This window comes from Niallia yueguangensis (genome assembly GCF_052663115.1).
The window spans coordinates 222,982-247,605 of record NZ_JBQTCX010000002.1; the positions used below are offsets into that span (position 1 = coordinate 222,982).

At 36.4% G+C, this 24,624-nt stretch carries 20 protein-coding genes and 1 pseudogene; 8 read left to right on the plus strand and 13 right to left on the minus strand.

What is annotated here, in order from left to right:
• The first annotated feature begins 40 nt into the window (after positions 1 to 40).
• Entirely contained in the window at positions 41 to 640 is a 600-nt protein-coding gene (locus ACTYA4_RS02705; RefSeq protein WP_445505477.1) for a TetR/AcrR family transcriptional regulator, read from the plus strand.
• 90 nt (positions 641 to 730) lie between these two features.
• Positions 731 to 1,174, plus strand: coding sequence for a DoxX-related protein (locus tag ACTYA4_RS02710; protein ID WP_443482098.1), 444 nt, complete (start codon positions 731 to 733; stop codon positions 1,172 to 1,174).
• 73 nt (positions 1,175 to 1,247) lie between these two features.
• On the opposite strand, the gene ACTYA4_RS02715 is transcribed toward ACTYA4_RS02710, so the two are convergent.
• Positions 1,248 to 2,216: an NAD-dependent epimerase/dehydratase family protein gene (locus tag ACTYA4_RS02715; RefSeq protein ID WP_443482099.1), complete on the minus strand. Its 969-nt coding sequence runs from the start codon at positions 2,214 to 2,216 to the stop codon at positions 1,248 to 1,250.
• 74 nt (positions 2,217 to 2,290) lie between these two features.
• Positions 2,291 to 2,818 (minus strand): TetR/AcrR family transcriptional regulator, encoded by a 528-nt coding sequence (locus ACTYA4_RS02720; RefSeq protein ID WP_443482100.1) that lies wholly within the window; start codon positions 2,816 to 2,818, stop codon positions 2,291 to 2,293.
• Between the two features lie 857 nt (positions 2,819 to 3,675).
• On the opposite strand from ACTYA4_RS02720, the gene ACTYA4_RS02725 reads away from it, so the two are divergent.
• Entirely contained in the window at positions 3,676 to 4,866 is a 1,191-nt protein-coding gene (locus ACTYA4_RS02725; RefSeq protein ID WP_445505478.1) for a MalY/PatB family protein, read from the plus strand.
• A gap of 61 nt (positions 4,867 to 4,927) precedes the next feature.
• Here the strand turns inward: ACTYA4_RS02725 and ACTYA4_RS02730 are convergent, their stop codons facing one another.
• The 10 genes from ACTYA4_RS02730 to adhP form a co-directional block, all read right to left on the minus strand.
• The gene (locus tag ACTYA4_RS02730; protein ID WP_443482102.1) at positions 4,928 to 5,752 is read right to left on the minus strand and encodes an aldo/keto reductase; all 825 of its coding nucleotides are present in this window, start codon (positions 5,750 to 5,752) and stop codon (positions 4,928 to 4,930) included.
• Positions 5,753 to 6,009: 257 nt separating this feature from the next.
• Positions 6,010 to 6,726: a DUF6060 domain-containing protein gene (locus ACTYA4_RS02735; protein ID WP_443482103.1), complete on the minus strand. Its 717-nt coding sequence runs from the start codon at positions 6,724 to 6,726 to the stop codon at positions 6,010 to 6,012.
• Between the two features lie 80 nt (positions 6,727 to 6,806).
• Positions 6,807 to 7,337 carry a hypothetical protein gene (locus ACTYA4_RS02740; protein WP_443482104.1) on the minus strand — a complete coding sequence of 177 codons (531 nt, stop codon included), beginning with the start codon at positions 7,335 to 7,337 and terminating at the stop codon, positions 6,807 to 6,809.
• A gap of 381 nt (positions 7,338 to 7,718) precedes the next feature.
• Complete coding sequence (locus ACTYA4_RS02745; RefSeq protein ID WP_445505479.1) at positions 7,719 to 9,344, minus strand: ABC1 kinase family protein; 1,626 nt, start codon at positions 9,342 to 9,344, stop codon at positions 7,719 to 7,721.
• Between the two features lie 118 nt (positions 9,345 to 9,462).
• On the minus strand, positions 9,463 to 10,614 hold the full coding sequence (locus ACTYA4_RS02750; RefSeq protein WP_443482106.1) for a cation:proton antiporter: 1,152 nt from the start codon (positions 10,612 to 10,614) through the stop codon (positions 9,463 to 9,465).
• Positions 10,615 to 10,873: 259 nt separating this feature from the next.
• On the minus strand, positions 10,874 to 11,347 hold the full coding sequence (locus ACTYA4_RS02755) for a GNAT family N-acetyltransferase (RefSeq protein ID WP_443482107.1): 474 nt from the start codon (positions 11,345 to 11,347) through the stop codon (positions 10,874 to 10,876).
• A 473-nt stretch (positions 11,348 to 11,820) separates the two neighbouring features.
• A complete protein-coding gene (locus ACTYA4_RS02760) occupies positions 11,821 to 12,507 on the minus strand; it encodes a carbonic anhydrase (RefSeq protein WP_443482108.1) in 687 nt (228 codons plus the stop codon).
• 699 nt (positions 12,508 to 13,206) lie between these two features.
• Positions 13,207 to 13,644, minus strand: coding sequence for a hypothetical protein (locus ACTYA4_RS02765; RefSeq protein ID WP_443482109.1), 438 nt, complete (start codon positions 13,642 to 13,644; stop codon positions 13,207 to 13,209).
• 272 nt (positions 13,645 to 13,916) lie between these two features.
• Positions 13,917 to 14,960: an RNA-guided endonuclease IscB gene (gene iscB / locus ACTYA4_RS02770; protein WP_443482110.1), complete on the minus strand. Its 1,044-nt coding sequence runs from the start codon at positions 14,958 to 14,960 to the stop codon at positions 13,917 to 13,919.
• 602 nt (positions 14,961 to 15,562) lie between these two features.
• Positions 15,563 to 16,585: an alcohol dehydrogenase AdhP gene (gene adhP, locus ACTYA4_RS02775; RefSeq protein ID WP_443482111.1), complete on the minus strand. Its 1,023-nt coding sequence runs from the start codon at positions 16,583 to 16,585 to the stop codon at positions 15,563 to 15,565.
• Between the two features lie 332 nt (positions 16,586 to 16,917).
• On the opposite strand from adhP, the gene ACTYA4_RS02780 reads away from it, so the two are divergent.
• The 5 genes and pseudogenes from ACTYA4_RS02780 (at position 16,918) to ACTYA4_RS02800 (ending at position 22,012) form a co-directional block, all read left to right on the plus strand.
• Positions 16,918 to 17,766 carry an aldose epimerase family protein gene (locus tag ACTYA4_RS02780; protein ID WP_443482112.1) on the plus strand — a complete coding sequence of 283 codons (849 nt, stop codon included), beginning with the start codon at positions 16,918 to 16,920 and terminating at the stop codon, positions 17,764 to 17,766.
• Positions 17,767 to 18,035: 269 nt separating this feature from the next.
• The gene (locus ACTYA4_RS02785; protein ID WP_445505514.1) at positions 18,036 to 18,710 is read left to right on the plus strand and encodes an ATP-binding protein; all 675 of its coding nucleotides are present in this window, start codon (positions 18,036 to 18,038) and stop codon (positions 18,708 to 18,710) included.
• A 169-nt stretch (positions 18,711 to 18,879) separates the two neighbouring features.
• Positions 18,880 to 19,824, plus strand: a pseudogene (locus ACTYA4_RS02790) (LCP family glycopolymer transferase).
• A gap of 492 nt (positions 19,825 to 20,316) precedes the next feature.
• On the plus strand, positions 20,317 to 21,498 hold the full coding sequence (locus tag ACTYA4_RS02795; protein WP_443482115.1) for a NupC/NupG family nucleoside CNT transporter: 1,182 nt from the start codon (positions 20,317 to 20,319) through the stop codon (positions 21,496 to 21,498).
• Between the two features lie 130 nt (positions 21,499 to 21,628).
• On the plus strand, positions 21,629 to 22,012 hold the full coding sequence (locus ACTYA4_RS02800) for a hypothetical protein (protein WP_443482116.1): 384 nt from the start codon (positions 21,629 to 21,631) through the stop codon (positions 22,010 to 22,012).
• A gap of 24 nt (positions 22,013 to 22,036) precedes the next feature.
• Here ACTYA4_RS02800 and ACTYA4_RS02805 read toward each other — a convergent pair whose 3' ends face one another.
• A complete protein-coding gene (locus ACTYA4_RS02805; RefSeq protein WP_443482117.1) occupies positions 22,037 to 24,280 on the minus strand; it encodes a methyl-accepting chemotaxis protein in 2,244 nt (747 codons plus the stop codon).
• Positions 24,281 to 24,624 lie beyond the last annotated feature (344 nt).

Sequence of the window (24,624 nt, forward strand, 5' to 3'; positions counted from 1 at the left end):
GCAATTAAGCTTATGATCATTTATAAAGAAAGGAGTAAAAATGAAGAGGGAACAAAAACGACAGCAGACAAAAAAATTATTGTTGGATACGACTGAAGCGCTCATTCGGGAGAAGGGATGCAGTCAAACAACATTAAATGACATTATGGAGCGCTCAGGGCTTTCCAAAGGAGCGATCTTTCATTATGTCAAAGGGAAAGACGAATTATTTGCCCTCGTTCTTGAAGCTAGTCTTAAGGAGACAAATAGCCGTTTTTTTGATGCGATTCTGGAAAAAGGAAGGCAGTTTGAAGCTCCAATGCAGGTGATTGCCAATCAATTGTCGACCCTAGCTGATCCTAATAATGTTACGAATCGAATCTTCGTTTATCTGCTTGGAAAGAGTGATCAACCAGCAGTAAGTGAAGTGATTCAGCAATTTTACGAGCAAGCGGTGCAAACGTCTAAGCAATGGATCGTGATTGGACAAGAAAATGACGTTATTTCCCAAAATATAAATGCCGAGAAAACAGCGGAGTTATTTGTATTGTTATCGTATGGATACCGTATGCGGACATCATTCCAATCGGATCTTACTACATTTGGAATTTCTGATTTTGCCGGTTTTATCGTCGATATGCTAAAGCCAAAAAATAAATAGAAAGGCAGGCGAAATAGCAGCTACCTTGCTGCCGATCGTTGTCTTATACTTAATGATTTATACACCTTATTAGTAAAGGAGAGAGGATGAATGGCTCCATTTTTCGTGCTTGTTGGCTCGTTCTTATTGTTTCGTGTATTGGGAATCGTCGGATTGTCTTATTTTGATCATTGGGTCATAGCCTTAAAATTTGCGGTCGCATGTATGTTTCTTTTAACAGCATCTGCCCATTGGGGGAAAAGGCGTCCTGATTTAATCAAGATGGTTCCACCGTTGCTTCCGAAACCTGATTTATTGGTTACACTGACCGGTTGTATTGAATTGATTGGGGCAATTGGTATTATTCTTCCTGCTGCATCAAAGTTTGCTTCTATCAGTCTTTCGCTTTTGCTTTTGGCGATGTTTCCAGCGAATATACGTGCCGCAAAAGAAGGGCTTGCGATTGCAGGAAAGCCCGCAACACCGATCGTGCTTCGGACCATCCTGCAAATCATTTTCTTAGCCGCTGTATTACTTGCAGGATTTGCGGATTAATGAGGTCAGAATCACTAGTGTTCGAAAAAGAAAAAATGAATAAGAAAAGTATAGGTCAAGAAATGGTTTTTCATCAATGTCTTTCTTTTTCTAACTTTACTAGTGCTTGAATGGTTTCTTCAATACCTTTTTTATACGGAGTAGCCGGAATCGGTCCGACAAGCCGTTCGTATTTGCTTCCATCTAAAATGACTGGCTCCTCTGTTAAATACAGCATTTCGACAATCTCGCGAATAATCGGGTTAAACATGCCGATAAAAGTTAACGATGCTTTTCGTAATGGAATGATGGGCTTCGCGATCCCTCTTGCTTTTTGAGCAAGTTGAACAAACTCTCTACCTGATATAACACCAGCACTCGGAATGTTCCAATTATGACCGTAGGCCTCATCCTTGCTCGCTAGTTGGACAATCATAACAGCAGCATCAGGCAAATAGACGTATTCACGCGGTACGGTCATATTTCCAATGAACATTGCTGTTTTGCCTTCTGCAATAGCTTCCATTGTCATTCCCAAATAGGAGCTTTTGTTTGCGGTAGGGCCGTAATAATCTGGCAGCCTTACAATGAGACGCTTCGACTGATTCCAACGGGAATGAAAGATTAGCTTTTCGAATTCGAGCTTCACTTTCCCTTTTTTCGTATGGGGATTTTTAGGATGTTCTTCATTAACATATTTTGTCTCAGCACGCCCATAAGGATAGATGCCATCTACAAATACAACTTTCGTCCTCAGTTTGCTGGCTGCTTCAAGAACAGTCTTTCCTAAAGGGAGCTGCTGGTCTTCCATTTTGTTGTACGGAACCGCTGCACATTGAAAAATCACATCTGCTTCCAATGCTGCTTTATAAACATCCTCTACTTGAAAAACATCTCCAGTCTGAAGAGTCAGATGCTCTGGATTCCCGTAAGACTCTTTTAGCTTAATGAGTTTATCCAATGAACGTCCAAAAGCAATGGTAGGGATGTCTCTTTTCATTAATTCCCCAACAATTGCCGACCCTGTTCCGCCTGTCGCTCCTAATACGATTGCTTTTTCCATCGTTATTTGCACACTCCTTATTTTTATAGTTAGTGATTAATCAATCACTATTTTTGATTAAAAAATAGACGCTTTTATTCGTCTATTTTCATTAGCTCTGGCAAATGCAGCGACATGGATATATTGCACAGCATGCCTTTCGCCAGAAACAGCAAAGTTCGTTCTCCAGGATTTGTGATGCCAGCATCATGGAAAGCCTTATATACCATTTGCCTGATTTCTCTGAATCCCTCCTGCATTACCTGCATAATCGAGTTCTCTTGAATAGACTGTGCCTGCATTTGTAAGAGAATTTCATTGCGATGAGCATTCATGATCTGTTCATAAGAGGCAATTAGTTCACCTTCTAACCGGTTGGCTGGAGCTGAATCAATGACTTTACGGAAAGAATCCATGATCCGTTTCCATGATACTTTTAACGCTTCGATCAGCAGCTCCTCTTTAGTAGAAAAAAACTTGAACACATATGGCTGAGAAATTTCGGCTCTCTCAGCAACTTTTGCTGTAGTAGCCCTGTAGTAGCCCATTTCGGCAAAAATCTCAATCGCTGCCGAAATGATTTGTGATTGACGATTGGCTGAAGTTGCAGATGGTTTCGGCATGGTCGTTCATCCTCTATTTTTTAGATTAATAATTAGTGATTGATCAATCACTAATTGTAGTATAGTTTATTTTTCTCTGGTATACAAGAGGAAACGCAAAAATTTATTAATTGTCTTCTCAAACTTCGCAGTTATAAATTCCTCTTCATGTATTGCCATAACTTGGTTTAGAGCAATTAGAAAAGGGTGATTGATTAGTCTTTTAGGGTGTTTTTTTTGCAAACATTATTCCTTACAAATAGGGGCTTACTTTCCGTTTCAGGTACTCGCTTTCCGTGGGGCGTGCGATGAGCCTCCTCGGCGCTTGCGCCTGCGGGGTCTCATCTAACCCGCTAATCCCACAGGAGTCTCGCACCTTCCACTTCAATTAAGCCGTTTTATCAATTAGTTGTTGTCGCTGAACTGGTGAAAACACCCACCTTATAGAAATAGACTCAAGCGGCACTTTTTGGTAGAACAACGTTGAATAATAACATGAAAAAAATCAACGCTACTATTGTTTAGCAATAATACCTTGCAATGAAATTCGAAAACAAGAACTTATTTTAAAACAAGTTGCTTGTAACGGAGGGTGCGAAGACTCCTGCGGGAAATGTGGGAAGGCTGAGACCCCGCAAGGCAAAGCCGAGGAGGCTCAGCTCCCACCCCGCGGAAAGCGAAGCAACCCGTAGTGGAAAGCAACCTCAACAATAAAAAACAAGCTTCCCTTTTTATTGTTCTAAACCGAGTCATATCAAGATTTGCAAACGAATTTAAAGGTACGAAGTTTGAGTTGTCTTTCATTGAACTCTCTATAAAATTTGTTTATGGTGAATATAGTTGAAAAAATTATAAAGGAATAGAGGAGTGTGGATAGTATGATTCATCATTTTGATGAAATAGTAAATCGTCGAAATACCTATTCTGTAAAATGGGATGGCGGCAAAATCATTAAGGCAATGAAGCTGACAGAAAGATTTGATGACGACACAATCCCATTATTTATTGCCGATATGGATTTGCCTGTTCCGCAAGGCTTAGTAGATGCTTTGCATAAAACCGTTGATAACAGGATATACGGTTATTCTCTTTTTCCTGATGAATATTATCATGCTATCCAAAACTGGTTTAAAAAAAGGCATGATTGGGATATAAAAAAAGAAGAGATTGTCTACAGTCCTGGAACAGTTCATGCAATTAATATGGCAGTACGGGCATTCACAGAAGAGGGGGATGGTATTATTATTCAGCGTCCTGTGTATCCTCCATTTACGTTTGCTATTGAAAATAATAATCGAAAGCTGTTAAATAATTCACTTGTATGTAATAGTGAAGGTTATTACACCATCGATTTTGATGATTTTGAAGAAAAGGCAAAAGAAAGTACGACGAAAATGTTTATAATGTGCAATCCTCATAATCCTACGGGAAGAATTTTTAACGAGGAAGAGTTGAAAAAATTATCTAAAATTTGCACAGAGAACAATGTGTTAATTGTGGCAGATGAAATACACGGTGATTTAATTAGAAGGGATCAAACATTTATTCCAATAGCAAAAATTGCAGAAAATAATGATCATATTATCACTTGTACAGCGATTAATAAAACCTTTAATGTAGCGGGACTTCATTGTACTAATATGGTCATTCCAAATCTTAAGCTGCGAAATAGATTGAAGAAAACAATGGGGCATCAAATGGCATCTCCTTTTACCATTGCAGCGCTTATCGCTGTATACAATGATGGGGAAGAATGGCTGGAAGATGTAAAAGAGTATATTGACGGTACGATGGTAATGGTAAAAGAGTTTTTAGCTGAAAAAATGCCAAAGGTAAAAGTGGCTATTCCAGAAGGAACATATATTATGTGGCTGGATTTCAGCGGATACGGCATTTCACCAGAAGAAGTACATGATCGCATCTACAACAAAGCCAACGTTTTATTAGAAGATGGCAGCATGTTTGGCGAAGAAGGGATTTCTCACCAAAGAATTTGCATTCCATCTCCTAGACCGATAGTAAAAGAGGCGTTGGAGAGGATCTCCAGAGAGTTTGAGGATTTAGCATAGGGGTCTGACCCCTAAAAAAGATCGCTCCAGTTCATAAACTGGAGCGATCTTTTATACTATCTTATCGCATATGCAGTTCGTTTGGATGTGGTCCTTTGCGTCTATCTTTATTTAATGCATTAATTTGGCTCATTTCTTCTGCAGTTAGTTCGAAGTCAAACACGTTAAAGTTTTCTTCGATTCTTGATGGGGTTACAGATTTAGGGATGACAATCGAATTATTTTGCAAATGCCAGCGAAGTACTGCTTGAGCTGGAGTTTTGCCATGGGACTCCGCAATCTTTTTAATCACTTCGTCTTGCAGCACTTCTCCACCTTGGTCAAGAGGACTCCATGCTTCCACAAAGATATCATATTTTGCACAAAATTCCTTCAGCTCATTTTGCGATAGATATGGATGACATTCAACTTGGTTTAATACAGGCTTTACTTCACATTCTTTTAAAATTCGTTCTAAGTGTTCGATTTCGAAGTTGCAAACGCCAATTGCTTTTACTCGTCCATCTTTATAAAGCTTTTCTAATGCTTTATATGTATCTACATATTCATCAAATTCAGGAGTAGGCCAGTGAATTAAATATAAATCAACATAATCAAGGCCTAATCTTTCTAAGCTTTCATCAAATGCGCGCAGTGTATTTTCATAGCCTTGATCACTATTCCAAACTTTTGTCGTAATAAATAATTCTTCATGAGGAACGGAAGCTTCTTTAATTGCTTTCCCAACGCCTGCTTCATTTTTATAAATCATGGCTGTATCAATGGATGTATAACCGACTTCGATTGCTTTTGCAACTGCAGTGGTCGCTTGTTCATCTTCCACTTGCCAAACTCCAAATCCAAGCTGAGGCATTTTTAAACCGTTGTTTAATGTAACAAAATTCATTTTACACTCTCCTTTTGCATTTGAGTTCACTTACAGTCTATCTTTCACCGATATAAATTTCAAATATAAGGTTCTCATTATTTGTAAAATTTCAGTCAACATTAAAATGGGGACTAGAATACTAATTTTAATCCATGACAACGATCTTCAGCTGTTGTACCAATTGGCGATGTAAAAATTAAAATGACCACAGTACTCAAGAATACTATGGCCATTGAATAATCTATTAACTATTTCTTTGTATAAACGAAAGTATACTATCCATCGGCCTCTCCAGTACGCAACTTAATTGCAGATCTTGCATACCCTGATTTACTTTTAATTTTTCCGTAAACTGTAGAGTACTGTGTTAATGTACCTGTCGATTTTCTTTTATATGGTTTAAAAACTATATAACCAGCCTGACCTTTATTAATTGTAAATGAATATGTACTTGAAGAAGACTTTGCCGAAGTTAAAGAAAAACTAGCACCTGTATCTATAGCTTTAATTTCTGATGATGCACTTACACTATAAGATTTAGAAACAGTTGCTTGCCATTGTTTATCAACTCTACAACTTGAAGTAGTACAATCTATACTTGCTGAAACTTTGATAGGGTTGCCATAATACTTTGTTGCTGAACTCTCTTTATAAACCCAAGTTCTTAAATCAACATCAGCATAAGGAGTTATTGTAGGATCTTGTGGAGTTTTGTCTGTACTAATAAACTCGTTCGCTAAATCCTCTTTTTCTGTTAAATTAGTAGATTCTTTGTACTCTTCTTCAGAAACAGGAACAAGTCCATTTTCAGTTGTTTTAAAAGGTGTTATTTCAGCACCTAATTCCTCATCATAGAATTTTTCAACATTTGGTTGGCTAAGATTGATATTTTGTTCTTCTTCTGCTGCATACCCTTTTGACGCAGTTCCAAATGAAAGGCTTATTCCCAAAGCAAGTGCAGTTAAAAGAACAGCAAACTTCTTAGATTTCAATATAAAATTCCCCCTTCAAAGTTAATATATAAAAAAATTAACAAAAAAGGTTTTATATGTAAAAGCATTTTTTGATAGCATTATTCTAAACTAGGAACTAATAGATAATATATTTTTGATTTTTTATTAATATGAGGAACTATATTTTCATCAGTTTCAGTCTCGATTATAATGTTTTTTGAGTCTGCGATTCCAGCATATAATTTATATTTATTACCAGAAGGAGTCTTAACGTCACCTGAGATAGTAGTGGAAGTTTTATCAGCAGTGTTATAAATAACAGTATCATCACCATTTTTGTTCCAAATAAATTTTTTATCTTTCCAAGTTAAAGTACCAGTACCTACACCTATTTCCTCGTTCTTTTTAAATTTATATACTACAACTTTTTCATTATCGACTAACTTTGTTTCATCTATGATCTCTACAATATTAGGTGTTTGCTTTTTGGCATACTCTAAAGCTTCTTGTTCAGTATCAAACTGTTTTCCTGTTTCTTTTAAGGAATCTACATTTGTTTTCTCTAATCTATTATTATTAGTAATAATAAATATTCCCGAAACTATAACCAAAGCAATTAAAATGAAAGAGATAATAAACTTCTTCTGCATAAAAATCCCCCAATTTATAAAAATTTGCAATATTAGTAATTTTAACAAGTCAGAGTGTCGAATTAAAGGGTAATTGGAAAAAGTAATCATATCTTTAAAATACTGTTGCTTTTATGTAACATTTAAGCCTTCAGGCTCTAACGTAAAATACTTAAAATTAGACTTGCAATTCTATCAAGTAAATGTATATCATATACACTTCTAGTTGGCAGCAAAGAAAAAAGTAAAAGGCAGAATTCATCCATCTTCGGGCAAATTCTGCCTTTTTCAGTTTGGGAAATAGTAAAAAAGCAGTATATAAAATCAGTCAATTTCTGTTTAGGATTATTGTTATTTCTTACATTCATTTTACCAACGCATTTAATGTGATAATTCCATATCTCATCTATCTCTTCGTTTTTCATGCATGTACTTCATCCATTTTTTCAATTTATAACTAAAGAGAAAGTATCCGATAAAAGAGATGGCAGTTATTCCGGCAGACAGCTTCCAAATGAGAGCGTTAGAGATATAGATGCCTGCTATAACCCCTGCTAACCCAAATAATATTAATTGGAAAAGATGTTTTTTATTATTTTCATAAATCGTAAATTGAAATTGTCTTCTTTGCTCCATCTCCTTTAACTGTTCTAATTTTTGTGGTGTATTTAAAAATTCCGTAACAGAATGAAAAATTTTAAAGATCGGCTGCGACTGAATCCATTGCCAAACAAAGGCCCATTTCTGACTTCCTTGTTTGTTTAACCATTCCATAAAAACAGGTTTTCCTAAGTCGATGAGTTCTTCCTCTGGTGCTAGATTGAGGATAATTCCTTCAATCGTTACGAAGGAGCGGCCTAAAAAGACAAATCTTGTTGGAATCTGAATGGGCAGTGCTTGAATGATATCGTTCATCTCCAATTTTAATGCCAGTAGATCCATTTCTTTTAATTGGGAGGGCTCAAAGGACATAAATTCAGCTAATAATCGTTCCATCGTTCTTGATTCTGCTTCAGGGAGCAAAAATCCTAAATGTGATAAGCAATCAACTGCTTTAGCATAATTTTTTGAAAGAAAACTTTCTATTAATGCTTGAAAATAAATCGCATCCTTTTTGGTAATCTCTCCGATCATTCCAAAATCAAGTAAGATGATCTTTCCTTCCTTTGATACAAGAATATTTCCTGGATGTGGATCTGCATGAAATAAACCAGGCTCGAGCCATTGGGGAAGGAACACCTTGATAAGCCTTTGAGCCAACTCTTGTCGACTTACTGCTAGCTCATCTAAAGCTTCCGTATTGGTGATTCGTGTTCCTTCTACCCATTCCATCACAAGTATATTGGACGTGCTAAGTTCAGAATAAATAGAAGGAATCTGTACGATCTCCACCTCTTTAAATCGCTCTTTAAAATACAGGATGGTTTCGAGTTCCTTGGAATAGTCAAGCTCACGTTCAATTACTTCTTTTAGTTCCTTCAATAGGACTTTAAAATTAATAAACCCTTTTGGAATCGGAACAAGGTGATCAGCAAACCAAATGATTATACCTAAAATACGAAAATCCGTTTGTATAATGGAATCGATAGAGGGACGCTTTACTTTAATCGCAACTTCTGTTCCATCTGTCAAAATCCCTTTATAAACTTCTCCAATCGATGCGGAGGCAATAGCTGTTTTTTCAATGGAAAGAAAATGTTGATTAATGGATGTTCCCCATTTTGCTTCCAGAATTTCCTGAATCTCACTCCAGTTGGAAGGAGGAACTTTATCGGTAAGATCTTCGATTTGACGTATAAATGCCTTAGGAAGCAAATCAGCACGAGTGCTGAGAATTTGCCCGATTTTAATAAGCAAACCTTCTAACTCAAACAAAGTTTTTCGAAAGCGTTCTCCTATTTTCCCCCAAAGGTTTTCCCATTCCTCTTTCGGCTTTCTTCGGATTTTATACCAGTAAATTTGAAGGAAGATGATAAAGGACATAGAAAGCACCTTTGACATTCGCATCAGCTTATTTCTTGTTTTCATTATCAATCGTCTCTTTTCTTCTTGTTTTTTAAACGGTTAAGTAAATTCGTATTTCTAACTACGATTCATAATAATCTTTAGCAACTAAAACGGGCTAACTTTTGGGGAAAATTATTTGCTAAGCGGCACTAGTTCCCTTTTTCGTATTTAATTTAAAAAACCATTTCATCATTGGAGGGGTTACAATGGTTGTCACAAGCACCACCACAACAATCACGGCAAACATGTCTTGACTTAGCAGCTTTGATTCTAAGCCAATAGCTGCAATAATTAATGCTACTTCCCCACGGGAAACCATTGCTGCACCTATTCCCATTGAGCTGTTCCAGCCAAATCCAGCTGCTTTCGCACCAATAGCAGCACCAATTAACTTAGTTAAAATAGCTAATATACTAAGGATAATGATAAGCCCTATATTTTTTGTGATCCCAGTAAATTGTGCTGTAATACCGATTGAAGTAAAAAATACAGGAACAAAGATGGAATAACTGATTGTTTCCACTTTCTCAAAAACTTCATGTTTGAAATCTGTTACACTAATGGCTACGCCGGCAATATATGCACCAATGATCGCAGCAACCCCCGTAAATTCTGCTAAGTAAGCATAAACAAAACAGATAATAAGAGCAGACGAAATGACTGTTTCTGTTACTTTTAACGTGGAAAACTTGTTTAAAAACCAAGGAATTACTTTCCAGCCAATAAGGATGGCTCCTGCAAAGAATAAAACTTTCTTTAAAATAACAGTTGTTAATTGAACATCCCCACCAGCAAAACTCATTAAGAATGCCAATGCAATGATAACTACCACATCATCAATTACAGCTGCTCCTAATATAGTCATTCCTTCAGGTGTTTTTAATCGGTTCATCTCTTTTAGTGCCTGAACAGATATACTTACACTTGTTGCAGACAGCAATAGTCCTAAGAACCAAGATTCCATCGTTGTTAGATTTAATAGGGTACCAGCAAAATAACCTAAACCAAGTGGGATAAGAATCCCACCAAAACCTACAAAAGTAGAGGCTTTGCCAGTTCGCTTAAATTCATCTATATCCGTTTCCAATCCAGCAATAAACATTAATAATATAACACCTATTTGACTAAATTCAGCTAATGTTTCTGTCTCAGTCACTAATCCTAATATTGATGGACCAAGCACAATTCCAATTAGGAGTTTTCCAAGAACGGAAGGCTGCCCTAATCTCACACTAAGGCTGCCAGCTATTTTTGAGGCAATTAAAATAATGGCTAATTGAAGTATTAACACGTAAATTACCACCTTTCGCATGATTTTTTTATAAAAAAATACAAAAAGAGCCCGACAACCAAAGGACATAAAAATCCCTTGGTGACAGGCTCCTCCAAGTGCACTCTGTATTTTATTATTTATATTGTATCATATTTAGGGGCTAAAAGGGGAATTTTTTGTGATTTTTCATTTAAAGATAAAAAAGCATATATTTAGCTCAAAAGTATTAGTGAATGCTAGCAAAGGATAATAAGGAAGAAGCATAAGTAAGTTTATTTTATTTTTTTGCAATCTTTTTATAGATATCTTTTTGAGAAATTTCCATGAATAAATGTTGGTTTTCAATATAGTTAAAATTAAATTGACTATATAAGCCATGGGCATCCATAGTAGCCAATAATATTCTTCGTACTTCTTGAATTTCTGGATAGTTTATCATGGTATGCACTAGCCATTTACCTAAACCTAAACCTCTACATTCTGGTAATATGAATACATCCGCTAAATAAGCAAAAGTAGATAAATCTGTAATGATTCTTCCAAACCCTACTTGCCTCATTAACTTCTTTGAAGGATTTTCTTCTTCGAACACACCAAAAACAATGGAATTTTCAATCGATTTATTTACTAAATGTCTAGGTATTTCTTTTGACCAATAAGCTTCATTATGTAAATAATTAAAAATCATTTCTTTGTCCAAAGAATTTTTATCAGTCTCTATTTGAAACCCTTCTACACTGTATGGACACATAAATTTTCCTCCTTAAGCAAAGTGAGCAGCCGCTTATATAAATACAATCCTATCATATTTAAATTGAAATAAATACCAATATCAATTTGGCAAAAATAAAATAGTAATAGTTTATGTGAGAAATAAAGTTAAGAGGTGAAATAGTAGGATTGTATATAATGCAGCATTTGATACTTCCAAATGGCCTCCTTCATTTGCATTCGTTCAAGGGAGGCACGTAAGAAATACTTAATTAAGCGACCCATTATAAAAAGCGCAACGGCGGGGAAAAGGAGAGGCGGAGAAAAGAACTCCGTACCGCGGAAATAAAAAATATTGTAGCTCTTGTGCGAAAAGACTCAGTTTATTTGAAATGATAGGGTTCATTAAAAATATCATCCCTTTAAATGTTCATATTCTTTCTTTGTTTAGTGCTTGTCAAAAACAAAAGCCCCCTACTTAATTTTTGTTTAGTAGGGGAGTTTCAAGTATATTTATTCTTCGTGTTTTAATATTATACGTTCGTTTAATGGTTGAATGTCACGATTATTATTATTGTAATAGCTTTGGAAAGCTTCTATTTGTGCTTTTGAAACTTCTACTGGGTTTTTCATGATATACCATTCAACATTTTCTGAAAGTGGGGGAGTAGTCAATGAACCAAGGTAGTGATAATAACTTTTGTTGGAAGGAACCATTGTAGCAATATTGATTTCACCAACAGAAGTGTTTTTGTCCCCTTTTTTAATGCTATTTATCACTTTTTTAAATCCTTGGTTTTCTGCCCCTTCTTTGAAGAACACACCAATTACAGCTAGACGACCGTCTTGTGCTTTATTTACAAAATGAGCTTCAATTGGATATTCCTTACCATCAATTTTATGCTCACTAGGTGCATGAAAATGGAATTGTGTTAAATCAAAGTTGCGACCATCGATTTTTGCTGTCCCATTAACGTCTACTTGGATACTGTGGCCATTGTCCACTTCATCAAGTACAGCACTATTATAGTTAAGTTCGATTGCTCCACTGTCTTTCATTTTCTGTGTCTTAGTTGTGTCAATGTCGATTGGTGATTGTGTATCGCCTGATTCAAACTCCCAATTTTTTTGATCTTTGTAATTCACTTCATGTGCAGCAGTTTTCTTTTCTTCTTTTTCTTTTGTGTCTGTTGAAGTCATGTTACTACATCCTGTGATAAGTAGGGAAGATGTCAGTAAACATATCCATATAAATTTTACTTTCATGTTAAAGCCTCTTTTCTTAAAGATGATGATAGTATACTCTTTAGCAATAATTGTCACAATATGTTAATGTGAAATTAGGCCAAAAGATCCCCACACCTTCTAAAAACGCAATCATTTCCATAATGTCACTATAAATAGCGTTTTTTGAATAATTTTCCTTAGCTTGATGAGCATGGGGTTGGAGCATTCATTGGTAATAGGCATAGAGATTTTTGACCAGTCCCTAATTTAGTAGTTCTACGTCAATAATCTCTACTTTACCGGGATCTTTTGAACTTACTACTGCAGATTTCATGATAAACCCTCCTCTGAAGTTAAAAAATGTGATATATTTCACAATTTAATTATATAACTTTTTCCAAATAAACAACCCATATCCTAAATTGTTCAAAATTCTTTAACAAAACGGTTAGAAGGGTCGGACCCAATGTCATCAATCTAAACTTCAAAAAACAGGGGAATATGTAACTAAATAGGAAGTAAGGGTTTCCGTTCTGTTCTCCGAGGCTTCAAACAAACATTACTCTATCTTATATTTCCACTTATTGGTGCTGGGTTTATTGGTTGGCTGTTAACCCTTTAGTGCAGCAGCTAACTCTATGTATTAAATCAATTTTATGAAAAAAGTATATTTTATCCTTTAAATCTAGTTAGTTTTATATTTTCATCGTTCTCTTTTTTTTCTTTTTTTACAGAGTGGCCAATTGCAAAGCGTAATAGTCTTAGCGCAATATAAAATCCAAAAAACATAAGAAATCCATAAATGCCGACTACTGCATCAGCAAATTCCATATTGCCTCTACCTGTTATCCCTTGCTGTATTTCTATCGCAAATACTAAAACTAAAATTAACGTAAAAGTATAAATAAAGGAAATGCTTGTAATACTCCATTTTGCCAACTTTTTAAAAATAGCATGAACGATAAAAAAAGAAATGATTCCAATTACTCCAATTATCCATAGATGCAGATCCTTATCTGTAGCCTCCCAACCAATTCGAACTGCTATTTTCATAATCACATCATGCATAATATTTACTATTTCTGAAATAATCTTAATTATTTCTCTCATATTAACCTGGTCATATTAAAGTATAACAATTAATACCAAAACGTATTAAATTGACCAGGATTCACCTCCTTTTTCCGTGTTTTAATACCAATAAATTTTGTTGAATCTCCAAATTAATTTTAAAGGTTTTATCCCATATCTTTTCAGAATCTGCCCATCTATTGTTGTCATATTAAACTGTTTTCTTTCTGGGTATAAAGCGGTTATAAATCCAACATATTTTTCGCCATTTCTTTTGGTATAACAAACATAATCTCGATGCTTAAAACCTTCTACTTCTTTTGTTTTAGCTTGCTCTTTCTACGCATTGGTTTTATTACCCAGTCCTTTATTTCACACTTAGCCTTAGTGACCTCTAAATTTGTTGTAACAATGGCATCATTGCTGTGACTCTTTTCAATATTCCAATCAATCCGTTTATTCGCTGTGTCTCCTCCTGTTGTGAGGGTTAAAGGAGCCACCTTTTTTAATTCTTTCCGCAAATGCTTTTTCCCTTGCATCACATGCATAGCCGCTTTATAATCAATCTTTTTTCCATCAATGAGGGCATAAAATCGTTCGGCATGGTTCATTTCTTCCCCGTTAATCTGGTTATGGCAGGAGCTGCACAAAGTAATGAGATTTAAAATTGAATCCGCTCCTTTTAAACGTCTCGGTGTAATATGATGAACCTCTAATCTGCAATCGTTTTTCCCACAGCTTTGACATGTATACTGATCACGCATGAGGGCAGCGATCCGTAAACGTTCATCTAAACGGTTTGATTTTTGATAGTGCCATCGATATAGTTTTTTTCCTTCTCTTAATGCCCGAATATCGATTTGCACATCCTCTAAATAAATATGATCTATTTGGCACCATTGTGTTAATTTTTTGATGACACGAAGTGTGGCTTCTTTCTTTTGTTTAATACTAGGGGGGATTCTTCCTTTTCTTTTCGATACACAGCGATTATCGAATCGTTTTTTTCGATATTTTTTATGCGATCTTCTGTATTTTCGATGACCTCTCCTTACATCTATTTTGTCTTTGACATCTTGTCTATGCTCGATCGTCCCTTTAAACACTGGTTTGTTTTTGGTTGCACAATCTTGAACCAAAGCAATTCCTGTATACTTAGCTCCATCATCAATGCCTAGTGTAATCGGTGTTTTATCTATTTCCCCAAGTGGAATCTCTTTTAATAATTGAATCACCATTGGAAACTTATTGACTAGTTTCGCTCGATTTTTTCGAATTAAGTACCAGCCTTTGTTTTCTTTTGTCGGGCTCAAACGTTGACCGTTTAAGTCTAGTACAAAGCAATAAGAAGTCATCTCTGACCAACCTCCAAAAGGGTATTTTCCTTCTTGCTAAAGTCAAAGGGCGGACATGTGTTTTTGGTGTTTCGCTTCCATAACCTATGGCTAGCTTTCTTCCTCAACACTCACAGATCAGGAGACTGAAAGAACATCTCACCGGATACATTCCGTCAGGTGTGTTTTTACCGAACCCCTTCAACGTAGTTCATCGTGCTATCTTTCTTTCGAGAGACTACACTCACTTAAGCTGGAAAGCAATCAACCCTCCATAACCAAACCAAATGTTACGATTTGTTATGGTTTAATAATAGCTGTTGATAGCTCCTTTAAACCGTTGATTAATTATTGATTCATCCTTAGTTGTCAGTGAAAATTTAGGCTAGTTTTTTATATCATATCAAACAAGCGACATTTAGACAGTCTCGAAAAGGGGCCAAAGGACAAAATAGAGGTGAATATCCATTGAAGATGGACATTTTGTTATTGATGCGGTTACTGCAGTGTATGGAAATAGGGGGCTATGTATGAAGCGGGTCTCTCTAAACAGAAAATAATAACCGACTCCAAGATCAAAGGATGACGGTTATTATTTATCATAGGTGGTGACGGATGGGGGGTTAGATTTTATGCAGATCTATCACCATACGTCCATTTATTTTTCCTGCTTCCATTTCTTCAAAAATATCATTTATTTCATGTAGACATCTAGTTTGTACAATTGGAACTACTTTTCCTTCTGCACCAAACTGGAAAGCTTCCTCTAAGTCTTTCCTTGTCCCCACTAAAGATCCTACTATTTGAATTCCATCTAGCACTGTTTTCACAATTTCTAGATCCATCGTTTCTGGTGGCAATCCAACAGCGACTACTTTAGATGCCGCACGGACAGAGTTTACAGCCTCGTTAAACGCTACTTTTGAAACTGCTGTAACTACCGCCGCATGTGATCCCCCTACTTTTTCTTGAATCCACTCACCTGCATCCCCATCTTTTAGAGGGTTGCAAACAAGGTCTGCACCTATATTTTTTGCTAGTTCTAATTTATCGTCATTAATATCTATCGCAATCACTTTTGCATTAAATACATTTTTCGCATATTGAATAGCAAGGTTGCCTAATCCACCGCAGCCATAAATCGCAATCCATTGGCCCGGTTTAATATCAGAAACTTTAATGGCTTTATAACATGTTACACCAGCACAGGTTATACTGCTTGCTTGAGCAGGGTCTAATCCATCAGGTACTTTGACAGCATAGTCAGCGGCTACGATGCATTGTTGTGCCATTGCACCATCTACAGTAAATCCGGCATTTTTTACACTTCTGCAAAAGGTTTCTCTACCTGTCAGACAATATTCACAAGTGCCACATCCTTCATAGAACCAAGCGACGCTAACACGATCTCCAACTTTTAAGCTTGTGACATCATCTGCAATTTCTTTTACAATGCCAATGCCCTCATGTCCAGGAATTCGGCCCGGTACTTCTCCAAAATCACCCTTTACTACATGTAAATCTGTGTGGCAAACACCACAATATTCAATATCAACTAATGCTTGACCAGTCCCTAATTTAGGTAGTTCTACGTCAATAATATCCACTTTACCACGATTTTTTGAACTTACTACTGCTGCCTTCATCATAAACCCTCCTCTGAAGATAAAATATGTGAATAGTTTCACAAATTAATTATATATCCTTTTTTTAAATACACAATCCATATCCTAAATTGTTCAAAATTCTTTAACAAAGCGGTTAGAACGTAAAAAAAGATGATAAATATTTCTTTTGAGGCAGCTCTTTTTACCTTTCATTTTGTCTCTTTTTGTTGCAATTTGTCCTAAAGAAAAAAGCTGTATGGAGAAAATATATAGTAGAATAGTTCTGTAATAGTTTTTGGCAAATGTCCGCAATGGCAGGGGAAGATAAGGGAGAATCGTGCCCTTAAATTTAAAGTAAGGGGAGAAAAAGGTTGGATAAAACACAATTTCCTATATTTAAATTACAGGAGAAGCATACTAATTCATGGTTTTGTATTGCTCCAAAACGTGGAGGCATTGTTACTAGTATTGGCATAAGCGGTGAAGAGGTACTTTATTTAAATGAAGAAACTTTCCACAATAGCGAAAGTAATGTGCGTGGCGGTATACCTATTCTTTTTCCTATTTGTGATCGTCTAAAAGATGAAACATATACGTTGAATGATAAGGAATATAAGATGAAGAATCATGGTTTTGCTAGGAATTTGCCTTGGTCTGTTGAAAAAATAGACGAGGATAATAGTGCCATTACGCTTGTACTAGAGAGCAATGCCTATACAAAGCAGCAATATCCATTTGATTTCAAATTAACATTTGAATTTGTTTTAGAAGATGGAGTATTTATCATAAAACAAAGTTATCACAATAAATCAGACGAAAAGCTGCCCTTTTATGCAGGTTTCCACCCATATTTTAAAGCAGTTAACAAAAACTTATATTATCAATCAGATACTAAAACGTATTTAGATGTAAACGATGGAAAGACAAAGTCTGTTAACGGTTCGTTAGATTTAACAGATACAATAGAATCGCTTATTTTATTAGACAGCCAGCAGAAAAGCATTGGTTTTCCATTTAGTAAGGATAAGGAGCTTCTAATTGAATATGGAGAAGTATTTAAATATGTCACGCTTTGGTCAGAGCCAGGCAAACCATTTATTTGTGTAGAGCCGTGGATGGCAAAACCTAACGCTTTTAATACAAAGGAAGATGTGCAATACATACAACCGAATGAAACGTTGCATACTTTTTTCAAAATAAGTTTAAAGGATATAGATTAAAAAGGGGTCAGTCCCAATGTCATCAATCTAAGTTACAAAAAACAGGAAAATATGTGGCTAATTAGGAAGTAAGGGTTTCCGTTCTGTTCTCAGAGGCTTACCGCTCGCTTTCCACGGGGCGAGAGCCGAGCCTCCTCGTCGCTTTGCTCCTGTGGGGTCTCGTCTTTCTCGCTAATCCCGTAGGAGTCGAGCGGACACCTCTCCAAACAAATATATCTCATAGTTTACAATTTATAGAATCTTAAGTTGATGACATTGGGTTAGACCCCATAAGGCCAGGAGAAATATCTTTAGCTCACCGAGGTGTTTTGTTTCTAGATGAAATGGCTGAGTTCTCTAAGAAAACATTAGAAATGTTAAGACAACCAATTGAAACAGGAAAGGTAACCATAAGTCGAGTACGTTCCACTGTAACATATCCTGCTTCTTTTCTGTTGATTGGTGCTATGAACCTTTGTCCATGTGGATATTTAGGATCAAAATCCCATTACTGTAGTTGTACTTCTAAGCAAATTACATCTTATCAAAATCGTATTTCTGGACCTATCCGTGACAGATTTGATATTTCTCTTAGCTTACAATCTATTCCTATCGAAAAAAATACTGAATTGGTTCGTGAATCTTCCGATGAGATTAGAAAGAGAGTCATTTTAGCACGGGAACGACAATACGAGAGATATGGCAGCGAGATATGCAATGGCAGAATTTCCTATGAAACCCTTATGAAAACAAATAATTTTTCAGAAAAAATAAAGCATATGATTAAACAAATGACGCTGAAAAAGAAATGGAGTAACCGAGTTCAAATTAAAATTATTCGTATCGTACGAACTATATCAGATCTGAAAGGAGAACAACAACTATCAGAAGAAACACTATGGGAATCGATGTCCCTAAGCAGAACACAGGATGAACAACTAATAAAAAGGAGAAACAAAGGATAAGAGAGTCTTAATCCTCCGATTCTATTCAATAAATTACTCGATGTTCCAATTACAGTCCCTCATTGCAAATCCAAAAAATCCACTAAATTTTGAAAGAATAAATAGACGAATGTCGATTTTTGCAATAAAATGGAATAATAATACATTCTGATGAGAAAGTGAGAGCTGTATGAGAGCGAAAAAGAAAAGCAAGAAGAAAAAGGTTATGTTCACTATTTTATCGATATTGGCTGTTCTTGTTGTTGCTGTTGGTGCTTATTTCTATTATTTATACGATAATGTCGAAAAAGCAGTCGATGAGATGTATAAACCAATTGAAAAGGAATCAAAAGCTGAAACAAAACAAAAGCAAGAAACGATTAATAAAAGCGAACCTATTTCTATTCTGCTTATGGGAGTGGATGAGAGAAAAGGGGATGTTGGCAGATCAGATACACTTATTGCTATGACGTTAAATCCAGCTAAAGAAAAAATGCAAATGATTAGTATTCCTCGTGATACAAAAACAGAAATTGTTGGCAGAGGAACGGTAAATAAAATTAATGCAGCTTATGCGTATGGCGGCGTGAAAATGGCAAAGGATACAGTCGAAGCGTTTACTGGCGTGAAGATGGATTATTATATTCAAGTAAATATGGAAGCACTTAGCGCACTAGTAGATGCGGTTGGCGGCATAACCGTACAAAACGACCTCGATTGGATAGATGAAGGGTATTATAAAAAAGGGTATCATTATGAAAAAGGTCAACTGCAGTTAGATGGGCCAAAAGCTTTAGGATTTGTCCGCATGCGCCATCTCGATCCAAATGGGGATTTTGGCAGAAATGAACGACAAAGGGAAGTAATAAACGGCATCATCGATAAAGCAACAAGCGTATCCTCTGTCACCCATTTTAATGATATACTAGCGGCTCTTGGTGAAAATGTAAAAACAAATATTGCGTTTGATCAAATGATGGATATCTAAAAAAATTATCGTAATGTTCGTAATGATATCGAACAATATGAAGTAAAAGGACAAGGCACTCCTCCTGGTCAAACATACTATCTGAACGTTTCAGAGGAAGAAAAAACAAAGGTGCATAATATGCTAAGTGAGAATTTAGCGAAGTAAGTAGAAGGTAACGGAAAGTGAAAAGAACTTTCTCGTTGCCTTTTTTTATGCTCCTAGCAATTTTATTAAAAAATAACTCATCTTATAATATGAATAATTTGGTTATTTTAATAGTAGTAAATGAAAAATTGGAAAGAAAATTCTATCATTTCGAAATAGATACCAATACTTGTATATTCATTTCATGATGACAACCTGAATCATGAGAATCACTCTTTTTTCACAAATCTAGTGATGGGAAAACATTTATGGAGACAGACTTAAGTTTATATTAACAGGCATGTATTCGTGAATGTTTTCTTTTTTTGCGTTGATTCATTAAAAAAATATGATTATAATTATAATTTGTTAGACGTCCTACATCTTATATTAAAAATAGATAGAAAAATACTAGATGGAGTTCGGATAACCAAATCAGTTCTAGTAAATTTCAAAAGGAATGTTTACTGGAATAGTATCAAGAGACTTGCAAATTTCAATGTGGAGGCATTTATGAAATATTTAATAGGAATTTTAGGATTGTTAGTTGTTTTTGGATTAGCTTTTCTAGCAAGTAATAATCGTAAACAAATCAAATATAAGCCGTTAATTCTTATGGTTGGTATTCAGCTGTGTTTAGCAATACTGCTGTTGAATACAAAGTTCGGATTGACTATTATTAATGCAATTGCAAATGTATTCACTAAATTGCTTGGATATGCAAATGAAGGAATACAGTTTGTTTTTGGTGGTCTTGCAAATGAAGGATCCATGTCATTTTTCCTTAATGTTTTACTTCCAATCGTCTTTGTCTCATTATTAATTGGAATACTTCAGTATGTTAAAATCTTGCCATTCGTAATGAAATGGATTGGTTTCGGGCTTAGCAAGATTAACGGCATGGGGAAATTAGAATCTTATAATGCAGTAGCTTCCTTGATGGTTGGACAATCTGAAGTGTTCATCACCATTAAAAAACAGCTTGGCAAATTGCCGGCAAATCGTCTTTATACGCTGTGTGCTTCTGCCATGTCAACTGTTTCAATGGGTATTGTCGGTGCATATATGACCATGATCGAACCGAAGTATGTGGTAACTGCAATTGTTCTAAATTTATTTGGGGGATTTATTATTGCTTCTATTATTAATCCATATACTACGAACGAAAAAGAAGACATTTTAGAAGTGAAAGAAGAAGAAAAACAGTCTTTCTTTGAAATGGTAGGAGAATATATTTTAGATGGATTTAAAGTAGCCATTATTGTTGGCGCGATGCTAATTGGCTTTGTAGCATTAATGGCATTAATCAATAATGTATTTGAAATGATATTTGGTCTTTCCTTCCAGAATTTGCTTGGCTATGTATTTGCACCATTTGCTTTTATTATGGGTATTCCAGCAGAAGAGGTAGTACGTGCAGGCGGCATTATGGCTACAAAATTAGTGACAAACGAATTCGTTGCCATGATGAATTTATCGGAAATGGCTTCACAATTTAGTGCAAAAACATTAGGGATTGTCTCTGTATTTTTAGTATCGTTCGCTAACTTCTCTTCTATCGGGATTATAGCAGGGGCGGTAAAAGGTTTAGACGAAAACCAAGGGAATGTTGTGGCTCGTTTTGGTCTTCGCTTGTTGTACGGCGCAACCCTTGTTAGTATTTTATCAGCAGTTATTGTTAGTTTTATTCTGTAAAATTTATATAGAAAAATAGTAGCTAAGAAAAACAGAGAACGTTTTTCTTAGCTTATTTTATGTAAAAGGTTTGTGAAGGATCGGCCGGACGATAGAGGAAACCCGCCGGACGAGAGCAGAAATCGGCCGGATGGAAGAGGAAACCCGCCGGACGAGAGCTGAAATTGGCCGGATGAAAGAGGAAACTCGCCGGACAAGAGCAGAAATCGGCCGGATGGAAGAGGAAACCCGCCGGATGAGAGTAGAAATTGGCCGGATGATAGAGGGAATACGCCGGACGAGAGCAGAAATCGGGCGGACGATAGAGGAAACCCGCCGGACGAGAGCAGAAATCGGCCGGATGGAAGAGGAAACCCGCCGGACGAGAGCAGAAATCGGCCGGATGAAAGAGGAAACTCGCCGGACAAGAGCAGAACTCGGCCGGATGGAAGAGGAAACCCGCCGAACGAGAGCAGAAATCGGGCGGACAAAAACAAAAACACTGCACCACCAATTGTCAGTTTATAATTGGTGATGCAGTGTTTTTTTTATCAAAATTTTACTTCCTCGAAAGTTTAAACCTTGAAACGATCCGTCTCAGTGTGGAAACAACGAGCGAACTTTGCTTGGAATCAAACCGAGAATCTTGGATAAGATCGACCATTTTTGCAGTAGATTGATCAATGCTTTGTACGGCTTCTACATTCTTTTCATTGATGGTTGCGATATTCGTAATAATCTCCTTCATTTGGTCGGTTACATTTGGACCGGAAGCGGATGATTGAGCCATCGAGCTTAATACCCCTCGAACGACATTAACGTAATCAGACCCTTTTTCCACCTCTTCGCTGCTCTCTTGAATAGCCTTTTGAACGAGTGTGGAGCTTTCCTCAATTTCTTCTAATGTTTCGCTGATTTCTTTTGTTGCAATCGTGGTTTGATCAGCTAGTTTACGAATTTCCATGGCAACAACCGTGAAGCCTTTGCCATATTCGCCCGCTCTTGCTGCTTCTATCGTTGCATTTAAGGCTAACAGGTTCGTTTGCTGTGCAATTGTAATAATAGAATCCACAATGCGGCTGATATTGTTAGAAAGGTCGGTGAAATTGTTCGTTAAATGTAAGGCACTATGCACTTTCTCAACGATCTGCGTCATTTTCTCATCAATGCTTTCGACATGATTTTGGGCTTGTACTAATTGTTGCTGAGAAAGATTTTCTAGTCCTTCTAGCGTAGCACTAATTTGGTCTACTTGACTCATTGCTTGTCCTACGTCTTGCAATTGACGGTTCATTCCTAGCAGCATTTCTTCCATTTGATTAATAACAGAAGCAGAATCTTTTTCTACTAATACGGTTTTTTCTCTTAATGATTGGTTCGTTTCTTCTACATCAAGTGTAACCGATTTTACTTTACTCATCAGTTCATCTTGGCTGTCAATTAAATTATTCACCCACCGTCCTAAAGCGCCAGTTTCATCATTTAATAGCAGCTTTTTGTCTAGACGGATCGTTAAATCACCGCCGCCTTCCGCTATTTTTCGAATAATGTCTGTCATCTGCTGCAGCCGAGACACAATGGGAATAAGCGCTTTTTTATAAAAATATCGAATCGAAAATAGCGCATATAATACGTTAATTGCTAGAATATAGATAGAAGGAACCGGAACAATCATTGTAAAAATTGTGTTTAACATGATGGCGATGAATAGGAGGATGGCAAAGCTTTTCCCTAGCTTCCAGCTAAGAGAGCGATTTCGATACACTTCTTCTAAATCCCCTTCGCACATCATCCCCCAAATATCTTTTGATCCAGGGAGGTGAAAGGTGACACCCTTCCCGATAACGGGTATATGACGGTAGTCTGAATACCCTGGAAACTCAACGAATAAATTTTCCCCTATATGAATCGTATTCATGACACCTGGATGCAATTCGTTTGTTGCCGGATCTGTAAATCTAATTTCGAATTCGGTGTGATTCTTAATTTGCACCGTACCCCAATGCTTAGTGTGAACACCATCCTTTAGATTTTCTCCAAAAGTAAACGTCTGATCCTCGAATCGACTCCGTGACAACGCGATTCCTTGGGGGATTGTTGGGTTGAAATTGGACTTGGCCATGAATAAATAATTATCGCCAGAATCCTGATACACATGTCCTGCTTCCCTTTGGATTAAATCGCCTACGACGTCATTCGGAATCCGTCCAGCCAATATGTATTTCAACGATCCTTGATTGAAAACTGGCTGCAAAAACAGCAGTGTTACTTCATCATGGAATTTGGAAGTTCGCGGCCCAATTTCCAATGTAAGGCTATCTGTAAATGGTCCATACAATAAAGGTTCGCTGCTTTCGATTACATTATCAATTGCTTTTCGATAATAGTTATCTTGATGGTTTGTATAAGAAACTCCTTTATGCTGAAAGTAAGTAGAAGCTTCCACTTGTTTATCTGTATTTAGCAAAAATAACTCGGTGAAATCTTTGCTTTTCTTTAGCTTATTGTTTAGATATAAACTAAAATTTTCTTGTGAGATGCGATCCATTTCCATCGATGTTTTCGCCAAGTAATCCCACTGTTCATTCGCCCATTCTGTCAGGACCGCTAATCTTGTTTTGGCAATACCTTCAAAAATCTCCTCTACAGATGCAGTCATTTTTTTGTTTAACTTGCAAGACCACCAAAGCGGAAGGCCTTCACGAAAATCTAACCAATCAAAAAACCCCATATTTACCCCCAATCCATTTGTTAACAGTGCATAAAACATGAACAATCCATCATGTACAATCCTTTGTTCCATGAAAAATAGTTCATCATCTTTGCTTCGGAACTAACTTTAGTTTGTTTATTATTTATGTGTGATAAAAGCACCATTAAAATAGAACTAGTTTTTATTATATTTTGATTTTTCTAAGATTTCAATAGGAACTCCTAAGGGTCTGACCACAATGTCATCAAGATGAATTTCAAAAAACAGGAAAATAAGCAACTAATTAGGAAGTAAGGGTTTCCGTTCTGTTCTCCGAGGCTTACCGCTCGCTTTCCACGGGGCGAGCGCCGAGCCTCCTCGTCGCTTTGCTCCTGTGGGGTCTCGTCTTTCTCGCTAATCCCGTAGGAGTCGAGCGGACGCCTCTCCAAACAAAT

What these genes read in the sequence shown, in the direction of transcription:
- ACTYA4_RS02725 (WP_445505478.1), top strand. Translation starts at nt 3,676, where the DNA reads ATGATTCATCATTTTGATGAAATAGTAAATCGTCGAAATACCTATTCT.
- ACTYA4_RS02745 (WP_445505479.1), bottom strand. Translation starts at nt 9,344, where the DNA reads ATGAAAACAAGAAATAAGCTGATGCGAATGTCAAAGGTGCTTTCTATG.
- ACTYA4_RS02740 (WP_443482104.1), bottom strand. Translation starts at nt 7,337, where the DNA reads ATGCAGAAGAAGTTTATTATCTCTTTCATTTTAATTGCTTTGGTTATA.
- ACTYA4_RS02755 (WP_443482107.1), bottom strand. Translation starts at nt 11,347, where the DNA reads ATGTGTCCATACAGTGTAGAAGGGTTTCAAATAGAGACTGATAAAAAT.
- ACTYA4_RS02765 (WP_443482109.1), bottom strand. Translation starts at nt 13,644, where the DNA reads ATGAGAGAAATAATTAAGATTATTTCAGAAATAGTAAATATTATGCAT.
- iscB (WP_443482110.1), bottom strand. Translation starts at nt 14,960, where the DNA reads ATGACTTCTTATTGCTTTGTACTAGACTTAAACGGTCAACGTTTGAGC.
- ACTYA4_RS02705 (WP_445505477.1), top strand. Translation starts at nt 41, where the DNA reads ATGAAGAGGGAACAAAAACGACAGCAGACAAAAAAATTATTGTTGGAT.
- ACTYA4_RS02710 (WP_443482098.1), top strand. Translation starts at nt 731, where the DNA reads ATGGCTCCATTTTTCGTGCTTGTTGGCTCGTTCTTATTGTTTCGTGTA.
- ACTYA4_RS02730 (WP_443482102.1), bottom strand. Translation starts at nt 5,752, where the DNA reads ATGAATTTTGTTACATTAAACAACGGTTTAAAAATGCCTCAGCTTGGA.
- ACTYA4_RS02715 (WP_443482099.1), bottom strand. Translation starts at nt 2,216, where the DNA reads ATGGAAAAAGCAATCGTATTAGGAGCGACAGGCGGAACAGGGTCGGCA.
- ACTYA4_RS02805 (WP_443482117.1), bottom strand. Translation starts at nt 24,280, where the DNA reads ATGGAACAAAGGATTGTACATGATGGATTGTTCATGTTTTATGCACTG.
- ACTYA4_RS02800 (WP_443482116.1), top strand. Translation starts at nt 21,629, where the DNA reads ATGGAAGAGGAAACCCGCCGGACGAGAGCTGAAATTGGCCGGATGAAA.
- ACTYA4_RS02795 (WP_443482115.1), top strand. Translation starts at nt 20,317, where the DNA reads ATGAAATATTTAATAGGAATTTTAGGATTGTTAGTTGTTTTTGGATTA.
- ACTYA4_RS02760 (WP_443482108.1), bottom strand. Translation starts at nt 12,507, where the DNA reads ATGACTTCAACAGACACAAAAGAAAAAGAAGAAAAGAAAACTGCTGCA.
- adhP (WP_443482111.1), bottom strand. Translation starts at nt 16,585, where the DNA reads ATGAAGGCAGCAGTAGTAAGTTCAAAAAATCGTGGTAAAGTGGATATT.
- ACTYA4_RS02720 (WP_443482100.1), bottom strand. Translation starts at nt 2,818, where the DNA reads ATGCCGAAACCATCTGCAACTTCAGCCAATCGTCAATCACAAATCATT.